This is a genomic window from Paraburkholderia solitsugae, assembly GCF_013177695.1.
Classification (GTDB): domain Bacteria; phylum Pseudomonadota; class Gammaproteobacteria; order Burkholderiales; family Burkholderiaceae; genus Paraburkholderia; species Paraburkholderia solitsugae.
Genome location: NZ_WOEY01000141.1, coordinates 37340 through 51295, shown reverse-complemented (window position 1 = coordinate 51295; position 13956 = coordinate 37340). Strand labels below are relative to the sequence as shown.

The 13956-nt window shown below is 62.4% G+C and carries 13 protein-coding genes; 2 read left to right on the top strand and 11 right to left on the bottom strand.

The genetic code is table 11. The features are described from left to right. Nucleotides 1-219 precede the first annotated feature (219 nt). The 3 genes from GNZ12_RS36570 to GNZ12_RS36560 are packed head-to-tail and all read right to left on the bottom strand — an operon-like array spanning nucleotide 220 to nucleotide 2731. Entirely contained in the window at nucleotides 220-1020 is an 801-nt protein-coding gene (locus tag GNZ12_RS36570; RefSeq protein WP_172316900.1) for a MetQ/NlpA family ABC transporter substrate-binding protein, read from the bottom strand. Between the two features lie 33 nt (nucleotides 1021-1053). Beyond that, nucleotides 1054-1707, bottom strand: coding sequence for a methionine ABC transporter permease (locus GNZ12_RS36565; RefSeq protein WP_054037200.1), 654 nt, complete (start codon nucleotides 1705-1707; stop codon nucleotides 1054-1056). Beyond that, complete coding sequence (locus GNZ12_RS36560; protein WP_012433961.1) at nucleotides 1697-2731, bottom strand: methionine ABC transporter ATP-binding protein; 1035 nt, start codon at nucleotides 2729-2731, stop codon at nucleotides 1697-1699. The genes GNZ12_RS36565 and GNZ12_RS36560 overlap by 11 nt, the downstream gene beginning before the upstream one ends. A gap of 251 nt (nucleotides 2732-2982) precedes the next feature. Here GNZ12_RS36560 and GNZ12_RS36555 point away from each other — a divergent pair, with 251 nt between their 5' ends. After that, on the top strand, nucleotides 2983-3897 hold the full coding sequence (locus GNZ12_RS36555) for an alpha/beta hydrolase (RefSeq protein ID WP_172316898.1): 915 nt from the start codon (nucleotides 2983-2985) through the stop codon (nucleotides 3895-3897). Nucleotides 3898-3979: 82 nt separating this feature from the next. On the opposite strand, the gene GNZ12_RS36550 is transcribed toward GNZ12_RS36555, so the two are convergent. Together GNZ12_RS36550 and GNZ12_RS36545 are read right to left on the bottom strand one after the other, a co-directional pair. Then, the gene (locus GNZ12_RS36550; RefSeq protein ID WP_172316896.1) at nucleotides 3980-4780 is read right to left on the bottom strand and encodes an enoyl-CoA hydratase; all 801 of its coding nucleotides are present in this window, start codon (nucleotides 4778-4780) and stop codon (nucleotides 3980-3982) included. Nucleotides 4781-4843: 63 nt separating this feature from the next. Beyond that, nucleotides 4844-5767: a histone deacetylase family protein gene (locus tag GNZ12_RS36545; RefSeq protein WP_172316894.1), complete on the bottom strand. Its 924-nt coding sequence runs from the start codon at nucleotides 5765-5767 to the stop codon at nucleotides 4844-4846. A 282-nt stretch (nucleotides 5768-6049) separates the two neighbouring features. Between GNZ12_RS36545 and mltB the strand changes: the two genes are divergently transcribed. Beyond that, nucleotides 6050-7198 carry a lytic murein transglycosylase B gene (mltB, locus tag GNZ12_RS36540; RefSeq protein ID WP_172316940.1) on the top strand — a complete coding sequence of 383 codons (1149 nt, stop codon included), beginning with the start codon at nucleotides 6050-6052 and terminating at the stop codon, nucleotides 7196-7198. A 132-nt stretch (nucleotides 7199-7330) separates the two neighbouring features. Here mltB and cysM read toward each other — a convergent pair whose 3' ends face one another. The 6 genes from cysM to lapB form a co-directional block, all read right to left on the bottom strand. Then, complete coding sequence (gene cysM, locus GNZ12_RS36535) at nucleotides 7331-8233, bottom strand: cysteine synthase CysM (protein WP_172316892.1); 903 nt, start codon at nucleotides 8231-8233, stop codon at nucleotides 7331-7333. A gap of 324 nt (nucleotides 8234-8557) precedes the next feature. Beyond that, on the bottom strand, nucleotides 8558-8956 hold the full coding sequence (locus tag GNZ12_RS36530; RefSeq protein ID WP_172316890.1) for a ComEA family DNA-binding protein: 399 nt from the start codon (nucleotides 8954-8956) through the stop codon (nucleotides 8558-8560). Between the two features lie 77 nt (nucleotides 8957-9033). Continuing rightward, nucleotides 9034-10026, bottom strand: a complete 993-nt coding sequence (gene rfaD, locus GNZ12_RS36525) for an ADP-glyceromanno-heptose 6-epimerase (protein ID WP_172316888.1) — start codon at nucleotides 10024-10026, stop codon at nucleotides 9034-9036. Between the two features lie 226 nt (nucleotides 10027-10252). Continuing rightward, a complete protein-coding gene (gene rfaE1, locus GNZ12_RS36520) occupies nucleotides 10253-11260 on the bottom strand; it encodes a D-glycero-beta-D-manno-heptose-7-phosphate kinase (protein WP_328806118.1) in 1008 nt (335 codons plus the stop codon). Further along, nucleotides 11214-12629: a UDP-glucose dehydrogenase family protein gene (locus tag GNZ12_RS36515; protein ID WP_172316886.1), complete on the bottom strand. Its 1416-nt coding sequence runs from the start codon at nucleotides 12627-12629 to the stop codon at nucleotides 11214-11216. Before GNZ12_RS36515 ends, rfaE1 begins: the two co-directional genes overlap by 47 nt. 126 nt (nucleotides 12630-12755) lie before the next feature. Continuing rightward, a complete protein-coding gene (gene lapB, locus GNZ12_RS36510; protein WP_172316883.1) occupies nucleotides 12756-13931 on the bottom strand; it encodes a lipopolysaccharide assembly protein LapB in 1176 nt (391 codons plus the stop codon). Between the last annotated feature and the right edge of the window lie 25 nt (nucleotides 13932-13956).

Genomic DNA, 13956 nt, shown 5'->3' with positions numbered 1-13956 from the left:
CAACGAACATTATAGCGACTGCCTTTTCGCGGCAGCCGTGTTGTGGGTGCTCTAGCAGGAGGATATCGCTCCTCAGCGGCGTGACGGCAATATCGAACGATCGTTCTATTTTAATCTCGAAAAAACCCGGGCGACAACCCCGGGTTAAGACCTACGACTCTAATTTTGCATTGCCATCGTGTTTTGCTACGCGAAACGGTCGAAAAACTGGCCGTCAGATCACCAGGCGGTGATCACCGACCCGCCGAACTTGCTCTCGACGAATTGCTTCACTTCCGGCGAATGATACGCCGCGACCAACTTCGCAACCCAAGGCTTGTTCTTGTCAGCTTCCCGGATTGCGATGATGTTCACGTACGGACCCTTCGGGTCTTCGATCGCGATGGCGTCCTGCTTGGGCTTCAGACCCGCTTCCATCGCAAAGTTCGTGTTGATCGCGGCGGCGTCCACGTCGTTCAGCGAACGGGGAATTTGCGCGGCGTCGAGTTCGACGATCTTCAGCTTCTTCGGGTTGTCGACGATGTCGAGCGGCGTCGCCTTCAGACCCGCATCCGGGCGCAGCTTCAGCAGACCCTGCTTTTGCAGCAACAGAAGTGCCCGGCCTCCATTGGTCGGATCGTTCGGCACCGCGATCTTCGCGCCCGGCTGCAATTCAGCCAGCGTCTTCACTTTCTTCGAGTAGATGCCCATCGGATACGTGACCGTATCGGCGATACGGATCAGCTTGTAGCCGCGGTCCTTCACCTGTGCCTGCAAGTACGGGTCATGCTGGTAGCTGTTCGCGTCCAGGTCGCCGCTGGCGAGCGCCGCGTTCGGCTGCACGTAGTCGGAGAACTCGATGATCCTGATGTTCAGACCGTTCTTTGCGGCAACCGTCTTCACGACTTCCATGATCTGCGCGTGCGGGCCGCCGGTGACGCCGACCTTGATCGTGTCTTCAGCGTGGGCCACAGTCGCGGCAGCGAACAGCGACGCGGCGCCGAGTGTGGCGGCCAGCTTGAGAATGAAACGACGTTGCATGATGGACCTTTCCGAATCTGGCGATTCTGTTGTTTACTTATGGCTCAAACGACGCACGAGCCAATCCCCGAACGACTGCACCAGTTGCACGAAGACGATCAGGATCACCACGACCGTCACCATCACTTCCGGCAGGAAACGCTGATATCCGTAACGAATGCCCAGATCCCCGAGCCCGCCGCCGCCAATCGCACCGGCCATCGCCGAATAGCCGACGAGCGAGACAAACGTGATCGTCAACCCGGCGACCACGCCCGGCAGCGACTCCGGCAGCAGCACCTTGAAGACGATCTGGCTAGTGGTCGCGCCCATCGCCTGCGCCGCTTCGATCAAACCACGATCGACTTCGCGCAAAGCGGTCTCAACCAGACGCGCGATAAACGGCGCCGCGGCGATCGTCAGCGGCACCACGGCCGCAGCCGTGCCGATCGACGAACCAACTACGAGGCGCGTGAACGGAATCACGGCGACCAGCAAGATGATGAACGGCGTCGAACGCACCGCGTTGACGATCACCCCCATCACCCGATTCACCGCAATGTTCTGCAGCACGCCCTGACGGTCCGTCAGATACAGCAGCACGCCGAGCGGCAAACCAACCGCCGCGCCGACCAGACCGGAAATGCCCACCATCACGAGCGTTTCCCAGAACGACTGGACGAACATATCGAACATTTCACTCAACATACGACAGCTCCTCGACCACCACACCCTGTTCGCGCAGATACGTCAGCGCCTGTGCCACCTTCGCCGGTTCGCCGCCCGCGAGCACCGCGAGCGAGCCGAACGCCTGCCCCTGGATCTCGTCGATCTGGCCATGCAGGATGTTGAAGTCGAGTTCGTAGCGGCGAATCGTTTCCGACAGGATCGGCTGATCAACACCCGAGCCGGTGAACGCGAGGCGCAGCAAATGGCCGCTGCCCGTCTTCAGGCGTTCGGCCACGCGCGCCTTCATCGCGGGCGGCAGTTCCTGCGCGATCACGTCGCCAATCAACGCGCGCGTCACTTCATGATGCGGTTGCAGGAACACGTCGATAACCTTGCCCTCTTCGACCACACGGCCCGCATCCAGCACCGCGACCCGGTCGCAGACCTGCTTGATCACGTCCATCTGGTGCGTGATCAGCACGATCGTCAGGTTCAGTTCGCGATTGATACGCTTGAGCAGATCGAGGATCGCGCGCGTAGTTTCGGGATCGAGCGCCGAAGTCGCTTCGTCCGAGAGCAGCACCTTCGGCTTGCTCGCCAGCGCACGCGCGATGCCGACACGCTGCTTCTGCCCGCCGCTGATCTGCGCCGGATAACGATCCTTCTGCGCCGACAGGCCAACCAGTTCGAGCAGCGGCAGCACGTTCGCCTCGATCTCATCGCGCTTCATGCCGGCGAGTTCGAGCGGCAACGCCACGTTCTCGTACACCGTGCGCGACGACAGCAGGTTGAAGTGCTGGAAAATCATGCCGATTTCGCGACGCGCCTCACGCAATTGCGCGGCGGGCAGCGTCGTCAGATCGCGGCCGTTGACGACGATGTTGCCTTCGCTCGGGCGCGTCAGCAGGTTGAGGGTGCGCACGAGCGTACTCTTGCCCGCGCCGCTGCGGCCGATGATGCCGAACACCTCGCCCGCCGGAATCGACAGATTGACGTTGTGCAGCGCCTCGACCCAGCCCCGGGGCCCGGCGAACCGCTGAGAGATATTGCGTATTTCGATCATGAAAAAACGAAACGGCGGAGTTTGCCACCGAGCGTTGTGCGCTCCCGACAAGCGGCCGCCGTTGCTTTTATTAGGATTTGAGCCCGCAATTCTACCGCAGCACCGTCATTCCCTTTAATAATCAATTACGATCTTTTCATAACCACAGGGCATTAGAGGCGTGCCCGGCGCGAGATGCTCGCGCGTGCACACCCGCTACGACTATGATCGGGCGAATCAGAATCAGGACACGTTCAGGATAAACGGCCGCGATGGAAACCACTCGATCCGGTAATGCACGTTCCGCAGCGGACGCCCCTGCAAACGCCCCGAAAGGCGGCGCCGCGCTGCGCTCGACAGTCACGACGAGCGACGGCGTCGAACTGCCGTTGTACCGCTGGCCCGCCACAAAACCATTGCGGGGCACGGTCGCACTGGTGCACGGGCTCGCGGAGCACGCCGGGCGTTACGCGGCGCTGGCGGATCGGCTGAACCCGGCCGGCTTTGAACTCGTCGCCATCGATTTGCGCGGACATGGGCATGCGCCGGGCAAACGCGTGTGGGTGAAGCGCTTCGACGACTATCTGCTCGACGCCCGAGCCTTGCTCGATGAAGCGGCGACCAGTTGTGCGCCGCTGTTTCTGATGGGCCACAGCATGGGGGGCGCGGTCGCGGCGCTTTATGCAATCGAACGGCTGGAGACGAGCGGGCGTCGGCTGAGCGGTCTGATCCTGTCGAGCCCCGCGCTCGCGCCGGGCCGCGATGTGCCGCGCTGGATGCTCAAGGTGAGCCAGGTGATCAGCCGCATCTGGCCGACCTTCCCGGCGATGAAAATCGACGCGGCTTTGCTGTCGCGTCTTCAGCCCGTGGTGAATGCCAATCGCAACGATCCGCTGGTTCATCACGGCGCGATTCCCGCGCGTACCGGCGCGGAGTTATTGCTGGCGATGGCGCGCATCGAACGCGGCCGTGCAGGATTGCGCGTGCCGCTGCTGGTGTATCACGGCACCGCGGACAAGCTCACCGAACCCGACGGCAGCCGCGATTTCGGCGCGCACGCAGGGTCCCCGGACAAGACGCTCACGATGCACGAAGACAGTTATCACGAGACGATGAACGATCTCGACCGGGATCGGGTAATCGGCGCGCTGATCGACTGGATCGAGAGACGGCTGCCCAAAACCTGAGCGCCGGACGGCAGGCAGGAGCCTCAGACTTCCGTACACCCGAGTGCTGAACCCGGGCCCCGCCAGGAACGGTTCAACCCGGCTAGCGCTTCCAGTCAGGCGGTCGTTTGTCGATAAACGCCTGTACACCCTCGAGCGCCGAGTCATCCATCATGTTGCAGGCCATCGTCTGGCCGGCTAGCTGATACGCGGCTTCGATGCCCATTTCGAGCTGGCGATAGAAAAGGCCCTTGCCGGCGCTCACCGCTTCGACGGGTTTCGCGCAGATGCTTTTCGCGAGCCGCGCGACCTCTGAGTCGAGCGCGTCCGCCGGAACCACACGATTCACGAGGCCTTGCTGCCTCGCCTGCACGGCGTCGATGAAATCGCCAGTGAGCAGCATTTCGAGCGCCGCCTTACGCGACAGATTGCGCGACAACGGCACCGACGGTGTGGCGCAGAAAAGGCCCAGGTTGACACCCGAGACGGCAAAGCGTGCGGTATCGGCAGCGACGGCCAGATCGCACATCGCGACCAGCTGACAGCCGGCCGCCGTGGCGATGCCATGCACGCGCGCGATCACCGGTTGCGGCAAGCGCTGGATCGTCAGCATCAGTTTCGTACAGCGCGCGAACAGCGCCTGGTAATACGCCAGCGACGGCGCCGCGCGCATTTCCTTCAGATCGTGTCCCGCGCAGAACGCGCGGCCGGCGCCGGCGATCACCACCACCCGGGCATTGGACTCCGCCAGCGCCGTCAGGGTCGACTGAAGCTCGCCGAGCAAAGCTTCAGAGAGCGCGTTGAAGGCATCGGGCCGGTTCATGGTCAATCGGACGACGCCCGGCACGCCGTAGGCGTCGTGTTCGATTTCGACCAGCGAAACACTGCGCACGTCGGCATTCATGGCTCACTCCTCATTGAGTTCATGCAGTTCGCGACGCTCGACCAGCGCTTGTGGTGTGGCCGCTCAGATCCCGGCCAGCGCTCGCACGTGCGCGACCACGCTGCGCCCGAGCGCCGACAGGTTGTACCCGCCTTCGAGACAGCTGACGATCCGCCCCCGCGCATAGCGCTTCGCGATCTCGCGCACCTGGTCGGTGATCCAGGCGTAATCGTCTTCGACGAGACCCAGGTTGCCGAGATCGTCCTCGCGATGCGCGTCGAAGCCGGCCGAGATGAAGAGCATCTCCGGCTTGAAATCGTGCAGGCGCGGCAGCCACAGCATGTCGACCGCCTCGCGCACCGCCATGCCTTTCGAGCGCGCCGGTATCGGCACGTTGCACATGTTGGGCGCCTGATTGTCCGCGCCGGTGAACGGATAGAACGGATGCTGGAAGATGCTGCACATCAGCACACGCGAATCGCCCGAAAAGGCGGCTTCGGTGCCGTTGCCATGATGGACGTCGAAGTCGATGATCGCGACACGCTGCATGCCATGCACGTCGAGCGCATGACGCGCGGCGATCGCCACGTTGTTGAAAAAGCAGAAGCCCATCGCGCGGGCCGGCTCCGCATGGTGGCCAGGCGGGCGCACGCTGCAGAACGCGTTGTCGTAGCGGCCTTTGATGACCGCGTCGGTCGCGGCCACCGCGGCACCGGCTGCGCGCAACGCGGCCTGCAACGTGTGCGGGTTCATCGACGTGTCGGGATCGATTTCGGCGAGCCCCTCCGCGGGTGAACGGCTGCGGATGTAATCGATGTGGGCTTGCGTATGCACGCGCAACAGCGCGGCGTCATCGGCGAGCGGCGGCGACTCGCGCTCGATCAGCGAGTCGATGCGGCTCGCGATCAGTTGATCTTCGATTGCCTGCAGGCGCGCCGGGCATTCGGGATGCCATTGCCCCATATCGTGCAGCAAACAATCGGCGTGGGAATAGAAGCCTGTTGCCATGATTCTCGTCTGCGGCGCGGCGCTTTCAAGGCGCGCGCGGCGTGTCTCCGTCCAGGGGCGCGCGCACTGGGCGCGCCAACATTTGCCAAGTTACCACACCATGCGACTGTGACGCGCTGGGCACAGTTTTGCAGAAAGCGTCGGGTATACTGCCCCGATCCGTTTCCCCCTGTCTCTTTCGCACTGCGCCCCTAGCTCAATATGACCGTCAAGCTTGCTCTGTCTGCACGAAACCGGCTACGCATGAAGACCGTGGCCACCGCACTGTCCGTCGCATCGTGCATGTTCATGGCAACCAGTCCAGCGATGGCGCAAAGCGCCGCGAAGAAGCCGCCGGTGCTGCTCGCGCAAAGCCAACCGCAACCGGCGGTGCCGCAAGGCCAGACCTTCGAAGAAGAGATCATTCCGCAGCGCTACGCGAACAATCCGAACGTCGACGCGTTCATCAGCGACATGTCGGCTCGCTATGACTTCGACGAAGCCGCACTGCACGCCCTGTTCGCGCGCGTGAGCTATTCGGCTACCGCGGTCAAGCTCGTTACGCCGTCGCCCTCCCCGACGATCAAGAACTGGCGCGTGTATCAGTCGCGCTTTCTCGACCCGGTGCGCATCAACGCCGGCGTGCGCTTCTGGCGCGCCAACCAGGCCACCCTGCAACGCGCCTATGAAGAATTCGGCGTGCCGCCGGAAGTGATCGTCGGCATCATCGGTGTGGAGACGATCTACGGGCGCTTCATGGGCAACTTCCGTGTGCTCGACGCGCTGACCACGCTCACCTTCGACTACCCGAATACCGCCAATCGCGCGGATCGTCAGGCGACCTTCCGCAAGAATCTCGAAGACTACCTGGTGTGGACGCGTGATTCGCAAATCGATCCGACCACCGTGCTCGGCTCCTACACCGGCGCGATCGGCATTCCGCAATTCCTGCCGAGCAGCATCGTGCAATACGCGGTGAGCTACGACGGCAACAAGCAGATCGATCTGCGCACGAGCCAGGCAGATGCGATCGGCAGCGTGGCGAATTATCTGCGCCAGAACGGCTGGGAAAACGGCCGGCCCGTGGTGTGGAAGATCGGCATGGACGCCGGCAGCCTGGGCGTGGCGCAAGCAGCCGCCGACGGTAAGCCGGAGCCGCATTGGCCTCTGGACCAATTGCTGCGTGCCGGACTGCTGCTGAACGAGCCGGGCGTCGATATCACGGCGGAAGCCGGCACGCCGGTGACGGTGGTCGATCTGCCGTCGCCGGGGCGCGGTACCGAGTACATGCTGGGCTTGAAGAACTTCTATGTGCTGACGCGCTATAACCGCAGTTTCTTCTACGCACTCGCGGTTTATCAATTGGGCCAACGGGTCAAAGCGCAGATGGAAGCGAGCGACGCGGCGAACGCCAGCAGCAATGCAGCGGCGCCGGGCGCGGCTTCGCAGTAAGCTGAGCGGCGGGTGTCTGGCGGTCGCCGCGTCACGAACGGATAGCAAGCAATACAAAAAAAGCGCCGGTTAGACCGGCGCTTTTTTATTGGCCAACTCAGTTTGCAGGCCGCTCAATGCGCCGAAGCGCAATCAGGCCGGGAATACACCCGTCGACAGATACCGGTCACCCCGATCGCAGACGATAAACACGATCGTCGCGTTCTCGACCTGGCGCGCGACGCGCAGCGCCACCTCACAGGCTCCACCCGACGAGATGCCGGCGAAGATCCCTTCGACCGAGGCCATGCGTCGCGCCATCGCTTCGGCTGCAGCCTGGCTTACGTTCTCGACGCGATCCACGCGGCTACGATCGAAAATCTTCGGCAGATAGGCTTCCGGCCATTTGCGGATGCCCGGAATGCGCGAACCCTCTTCCGGCTGCGCGCCGATGATCTCGATCGCCTGATTCTGTTCCTTCAGATAGGTGGACACGCCCATGATCGTGCCGGTCGTGCCCATCGACGAGACGAAGTGCGTGATGCGCCCTTCGGTGTCGCGCCAGATTTCCGGACCGGTACCTTCGACGTGCGAGGCTGGATTGTCCGGGTTCGCGAACTGGTCGAGGATGATGCCTTTGCCTTCGCGCTGCATCTGTTCGGCCAGATCGCGCGCGTATTCCATGCCGCCTGTCACCGGCGTCAGCACGATCTGCGCGCCGTACGCGGCCATGCTCTGACGGCGCTCCACCGACAGGTCTTCCGGCATGATCAGCACCATCTTGTAGCCCCGGATCGCCGCAGCCATCGCCAAGGCGATGCCGGTATTGCCGCTGGTCGATTCGATCAGCGTATCGCCCGGCTTGATGCGTCCACGCGCTTCCGCCTTCTTGATCATCGACAGCGCCGGACGGTCCTTCACCGAACCCGCAGGATTGTTGCCCTCGAGCTTGGCAAGGACCACGTTATTGCGGCTGCGGATCTCGTCGTCGGGGAGCCGGACGAGTTGCACGAGCGGTGTATTGCCGATCGTGTCTTCAATCGTTTTGTAAGCCATATCGGTTCGTGTGCTGTCGATGCGCGGAGTCTTCAATCTGTCGATTCTAAACCACCGTGCGCGCGGCTGCCGTGCGGCCCTTCTGGCCGCATGGATGCAGCGATGCCAGGCGACTAGCGCATAGCGCCCATCGGGCCCGCAAATACAGCGCAAAGAACCACGCAAAAAGCCCGCGGCTGAGAACCGCGGGAGCCAGTCATCTGCATGACAGCTGAAGGAGTGTTCTTACCCACTCCGACCATGAAGCGGAACGACGATAGCGAACCAGGCGCGGGACCCAGCGCGCGAGAGGTGACCCGCCTCGCGCGCAGGGCCCGCTTCAGGCTATTTCTTCACCGCCACAGTGGCGTTGCTCTTTTGGGTAGTTGCGTTGGTTGAGTTGGCCGCGTCGGCGCCATTGCCCGCAGCGGCCGCGCCCTTGGCTTGTGCAGACGCCGCAGCCTGCGTGTTAGCAGCCGCGCCAGCCGGACCGACAGCGAGACCCTCCGCCTGCAGGCGCTCGACGGTATGCCCGCCCATGCCTTTGACGCGCTTGCCGAGATCGGCCGGGTCCTTGAACGGACCATGCGCTGAACGCTCTTCGAGAATGGCTTTCGCTTTGGCAGGACCGATGCCCTTGATGCCGCGCAGCGCATCCTCGTTAGCCGTGTTGACGTCGACCGCCGCATACGCGTGGCCGAAAGCGGCGAGCATGGCCGCGGTAACCAGAATTTTTCGAAACATATGGAATCTCCCTCGTACAACCGGTTGGCGACCATCACCAACCGGGAGATTCCAGTTTAAAGAGGTATCCGAAAGATTTACACCTGGCCGAATAGCCAACGTACGTATCGATCGACACCTTCCTGCACGCTCAGGAACGGCGCGTCGTAGCCGGCAGCACGCAACTTCGTCAGGTCAGCTTGCGTGAAGCATTGGTACTTGCCACGCAATGCTTCAGGGAACGGAATGTATTCGATCAGCCCGCGCTGCACCTGGTCCGCGAGCGACAAGGGCGGCTCGTTGTTCAACGCACGCAGCGTGTTGACCACCGTGCTCGCGATGTCGTTGAACGGCTGCGCACGGCCACTGCCCAGGTTGAAGATGCCCGACTTGTCCGGATTGTCGAAGAAGAACAGGTTCACCTTGACCACGTCTTCGACAGAGACGAAATCGCGCGTCTGCTCGCCGGCGGCATAGCCGTTGTATTCGCCGAACAGCTTGACCTTGCCTTCAGCGCGGAACTGGTTGAAGTTGTGAAACGCCACCGACGCCATGCGCGCCTTGTGCGTCTCACGCGGTCCGTACACGTTGAAATAACGGAAGCCGGCAATCTGGCTCTTCGCGGTGGGCAGCACACGGCGAATCACCTGGTCGAACAGGAACTTCGAATAGCCGTACACGTTCAGTGGCTGCTCGACTTCGCGCTCTTCGACGAAACGGCTCGAACCGCCATAGGTTGCCGCCGAGGACGCATACAGAAACTGGATGTTCTGCGCGAGACAGACGTCGAGCACTTCACGGCTATAGCGGAAGTTGTTGTCCATCATGTAGCGGCCGTCGGTCTCCATCGTGTCCGAGCAGGCGCCTTCGTGGAAAATCGCGCGCACTTTGCCGAAGTCGCCCCGCTTGAAGCGCTCGACGAATTCGGTCTTGTCGAGATAATCGTCGATCTCGCAATCGACGAGATTCTTGAACTTGTCCGCGCGCGTGAGGTTATCGACCGCGATGACGCGATGTTCACCGCGCTCATTGAGCGCCTTCACGAGATTGCTGCCGATAAAACCGGCCGCGCCGGTGACGATGAGGGTCATGATGATCCTGCGGTAATGAGCTTTGCATGGGATCGGAGTAACACGCTAACTCCGATCGACAGCTTTGCATGGGATCGGAGTAACACGCTAACTCCGATCGACAGCTTTGCATGGGACCGGAGTAAGCGCTAAAGCGCTAACTCCGGTCGACAAGTTCAGTTGACGCCCTGCGGATCCCTGCCTCGCGCCGCTGAAAGGCGCGAGGCAGGAGACCCGGCGGGCCGCATCAATGAAAAAGTTCGTCGTAGTTAACGGTAGCGGTGCCGAGTTTGCCGACCACGATGCCAGCCGCGCGATTCGCGAGCCCGACCGCCTCGACCAGCGTAAGACCCGCGCCGAGCATGGCGGCGAGCGTGGCGATCACCGTGTCGCCCGCGCCCGATACATCATACACTTCGCGTGCAACGGCCGAAGCGTGCAGGATGCCGTCGTCGGAGAAGAGCGTCATGCCCTCTTCCGAACGCGTCAACAGCAACGCCTTGAACTCGAGATCGGCACGCAGTTTAGTCACACGCGCAATCAGATCTTCTTCAGACTTCCACTGTCCGACCACCTCGCGCAACTCGGCGCGATTCGGCGTGATCAGCGTGGCGCCGCGATAGCGCTCCCAGTCGTCGCCCTTCGGATCGACCAGCACGGGTTTGCCCGCCGCATGCGCCTTCGCGATCATCTGCGTGACGTGCGTGAGACCACCCTTCGCGTAATCGGACATCAGGATCACGTCGTGCGACGGCAGCAGGTCGTCGAAACGCGCGAGGCCCGCGAGCAGCACTTCGTGCGCCGGCGAGTTTTCGAAGTCGACGCGCAGCAACTGTTGCTGACGCGACAGCACGCGCAGTTTGATCGTCGTGAGCAAATCCGGATCGCGTTCCAGATGCGGCGCTACACCGCTTTCGGCGAGCAGTTGCACGATGCGCTCGCCGGGCTCGTCATGGCCGACCACGCACAGCAAACCCGCTTGCGCGCCGAGCGCAACCGCATTGCGCGCCACGTTCGCCGCGCCGCCGAGACGGTCTTCCTGACGCTGCACATGCACGACCGGCACCGGCGCTTCCGGCGAAATACGGTTCACGTCGCCAAACCAGTAGCGGTCGAGCATCACGTCGCCGACCACCAGCACGCGCGCCGCAGCGAGACGTTCGCGCGGCACCACGGTCAGTGCGGGCGCGGGTGTGGACTGAGCGGCCTCAGGCATGGCTGGCGACATCGGCCGGAAATTCAGAGGGCTGGGCATAAGGTCGTCCGATCGAGTGATAGTCGATGCCGAGCTCGGTCATCGCGTCCGGCTCGTACAGATTGCGGCCGTCGAAGATCAGCGGCGACTTCAGCACTGATTTCAGGTGCAGGAAATCCGGGCTCTTGAATTCCTTCCATTCGGTGACGACCACCAGCGCGTCCGCGCCGGTGAGCGTTTCGTCCTGGGTGCTCGTGAACGTGAGACGCGCGAGCTGATCCGGTGCATCGTGCAGATCCAGGGCGAACACGCGGCGCGCTTCGGCCACCGCGACCGGATCGTAGGCGCGCACGTGGGCGCCACGCGCCAGCAACTCAGCGATCACGCGGCGGCTCGGCGCCTCACGCATATCGTCGGTATTCGGCTTGAACGCGAGGCCCCACACGGCGAACGTGCGGCCACTCAGATCTTCGCCGAGCTTGCCCGTGATCTTGCGCACCAGTACGTCTTTCTGCTTGTAGTTCACTTCCTCGACCGCTTCGAGAATGCGCAGATTGTGGCCGCTTTCGCTCGCGGCGCGGATCAGCGCCTGCACGTCCTTCGGGAAGCACGAGCCGCCGTAGCCAGCGCCGGCATACAGGAAGTGGTAGCCGATACGCGGGTCCGAACCGATGCCGCGGCGCACCGCTTCGATATCCGCCCCAACGCGGTCCGCCAGATTCGACATCTCGTTCATGAACGAGATACGTGTGGCGAGCATCGCATTGGCTGCGTATTTCGTGAACTCAGCCGAGCGCACATCCATGTACAGCGTGCGCTCGTGATTGCGGTTGAACGGCGCGTACAGACGCTTCATCAGTTCGCGCGCCCGCAGGCCGGCTTCGTCTTCGTCGCTGCCGAGCACGATGCGATCAGGGCGCATGAAGTCGTCGACCGCGGCGCCTTCCTTCAGAAACTCAGGATTGGACACTACCGAGAAGCGGTGCTGCTCGCTGTTGGCGAGCCCGCGTTTGGCCAGTTCCTCTTCGATCACCGCGCGCACGCGTTGCGCTGTGCCGACCGGCACCGTCGATTTGTCGACGATCACCTTGAAGCCGTTCATCGTGCGGCCGATGTTACGCGCCGCTTCGAGCACGTATTGCAGATCGGCTGAGCCGTCTTCGTCGGGCGGTGTGCCAACGGCGATGAACTGCACCTCGCCGTGCGCCACACTGGCTTCGATATCCGTCGAAAACGTGATGCGGCGCGCCTTGCGCGTGCGGGCGATCATCTCGAGCAAACCCGGCTCGTGGATCGGCACGCCGCCGTTGTTGAGGATTTCGATCTTGCGCGGATCAACGTCGAGACAGAAGACGTCGTGGCCGATTTCAGCGAGGCACGCGCCAGTGACGAGGCCAACGTAGCCCGTGCCGATAATGGTGATTTTCATACGCTTTCCGGTAGAGGAATCCGGTGAGGGTTTCTCGTAGTGAACAAGGCCGTCATGATCCCGCCCGGCCTAGTCCGCCTGACGAGCCGCCGTCGTTGCGGCGCGGCTGTACGATTGCATTTACGATCAGTTCGACGCCGTGATCGGTTCGACGCGGCGCGGCGCATAGGTTTCCCAACCACTGCAACCCGGGCACTGCCAGTAGAACAGCCGCGCCCTGAAACCACAATTCTGGCACGTATACCGTGGCAAATTTTTGGTGCGCTGACGGATCAGCGTACGCATCAGTTCGAGCTCGCTCTTCCGCGGCTCTTCCGCGACGGCTTCCTGGGCTTCAAGAAGACGCGTCATGCCCGCCAGATTCGGCGACTTCTGCATCTGCGAGCGCGCCAGCGCATGCGCGGCGTCGGGGCCGCGTACCGCCGCAATGTGCTGATAGGTCACGTCGAGCAGATCGTTCGACGGATAGCGGTCCACCCACGTGATGAGCAGATCAGCGCCATCCTGCGGGCGGCCGAGTGCCTCATAGGCCTTCATCAGCTTTTCCGCGACGAGCGGCAGATAAGCAGAATTCTGTTCTTCGACGCGCCGCCATTGGACGATCGCCGCCTCTTGCGAACCGGCCGTCGCATCCACGTCGCCAAACAGGATCGTGGCGCGTACGTTGGTCGGGTTCGCCTTTAATGCAAAGCCTAGCTGACGTCGTGCCTCGTCGGGATCTTTCTGCTGGAGCGCCTCCTGGGCGAGCTCGCAATGAAACTGTGCGATTTCCTTGTCGAGCGACTCGGCACCCATCGTTTCCAGATGGCGCGAGGTGTCGATCGATTTAACCCAGTCTTTCTCGATCTGGTAGATGGTTAGCAGCGCACGCTGCGCACCCAACGCGTAATTGCCAGTTTCAAGAGAACGGAAGGTTTCTTCGGCGCGATCGAGCAACCCGGCCTTCAGGAAATCCTGGCCCAGTTCGTACAGCGCGTGATCGCGCTCGGTGACAGGCAGATCGGTACGGCTCAGCAGGTTCTGATGCACGCGAATCGCGCGGTCCGTTTCACCGCGGCGGCGGAACAGATTACCCAGCGCGAAGTGCAACTCGATCGTTTCCGGGTCGAGCTTGACGACTTCGATAAACGCGTCGATCGCCTGGTCAGGTTGCTCATTGAGCAGGAAATTCAGGCCGCGGAAGTACGAGCGCGGCAGGTTGGCGCTTTCGGACAGCAGCGTCTTGAGGTCGTAGCGTGCGGCCATCCAGCCGAACGCAAAAGCGACGGGTATGACAAGCAGCCACCAGAAGTCTAGATCCATGCGATTAATGCAAATGTACGGGACA

What these genes read in the sequence shown, in the direction of transcription:
- GNZ12_RS36570 (WP_172316900.1), bottom strand. Translation starts at nt 1,020, where the DNA reads ATGCAACGTCGTTTCATTCTCAAGCTGGCCGCCACACTCGGCGCCGCG.
- GNZ12_RS36565 (WP_054037200.1), bottom strand. Translation starts at nt 1,707, where the DNA reads ATGTTGAGTGAAATGTTCGATATGTTCGTCCAGTCGTTCTGGGAAACG.
- GNZ12_RS36560 (WP_012433961.1), bottom strand. Translation starts at nt 2,731, where the DNA reads ATGATCGAAATACGCAATATCTCTCAGCGGTTCGCCGGGCCCCGGGGC.
- GNZ12_RS36555 (WP_172316898.1), top strand. Translation starts at nt 2,983, where the DNA reads ATGGAAACCACTCGATCCGGTAATGCACGTTCCGCAGCGGACGCCCCT.
- GNZ12_RS36550 (WP_172316896.1), bottom strand. Translation starts at nt 4,780, where the DNA reads ATGAATGCCGACGTGCGCAGTGTTTCGCTGGTCGAAATCGAACACGAC.
- GNZ12_RS36545 (WP_172316894.1), bottom strand. Translation starts at nt 5,767, where the DNA reads ATGGCAACAGGCTTCTATTCCCACGCCGATTGTTTGCTGCACGATATG.
- mltB (WP_172316940.1), top strand. Translation starts at nt 6,050, where the DNA reads ATGTTCATGGCAACCAGTCCAGCGATGGCGCAAAGCGCCGCGAAGAAG.
- cysM (WP_172316892.1), bottom strand. Translation starts at nt 8,233, where the DNA reads ATGGCTTACAAAACGATTGAAGACACGATCGGCAATACACCGCTCGTG.
- GNZ12_RS36530 (WP_172316890.1), bottom strand. Translation starts at nt 8,956, where the DNA reads ATGTTTCGAAAAATTCTGGTTACCGCGGCCATGCTCGCCGCTTTCGGC.
- rfaD (WP_172316888.1), bottom strand. Translation starts at nt 10,026, where the DNA reads ATGACCCTCATCGTCACCGGCGCGGCCGGTTTTATCGGCAGCAATCTC.
- rfaE1 (WP_328806118.1), bottom strand. Translation starts at nt 11,260, where the DNA reads ATGCCCAGCCCTCTGAATTTCCGGCCGATGTCGCCAGCCATGCCTGAG.
- GNZ12_RS36515 (WP_172316886.1), bottom strand. Translation starts at nt 12,629, where the DNA reads ATGAAAATCACCATTATCGGCACGGGCTACGTTGGCCTCGTCACTGGC.
- lapB (WP_172316883.1), bottom strand. Translation starts at nt 13,931, where the DNA reads ATGGATCTAGACTTCTGGTGGCTGCTTGTCATACCCGTCGCTTTTGCG.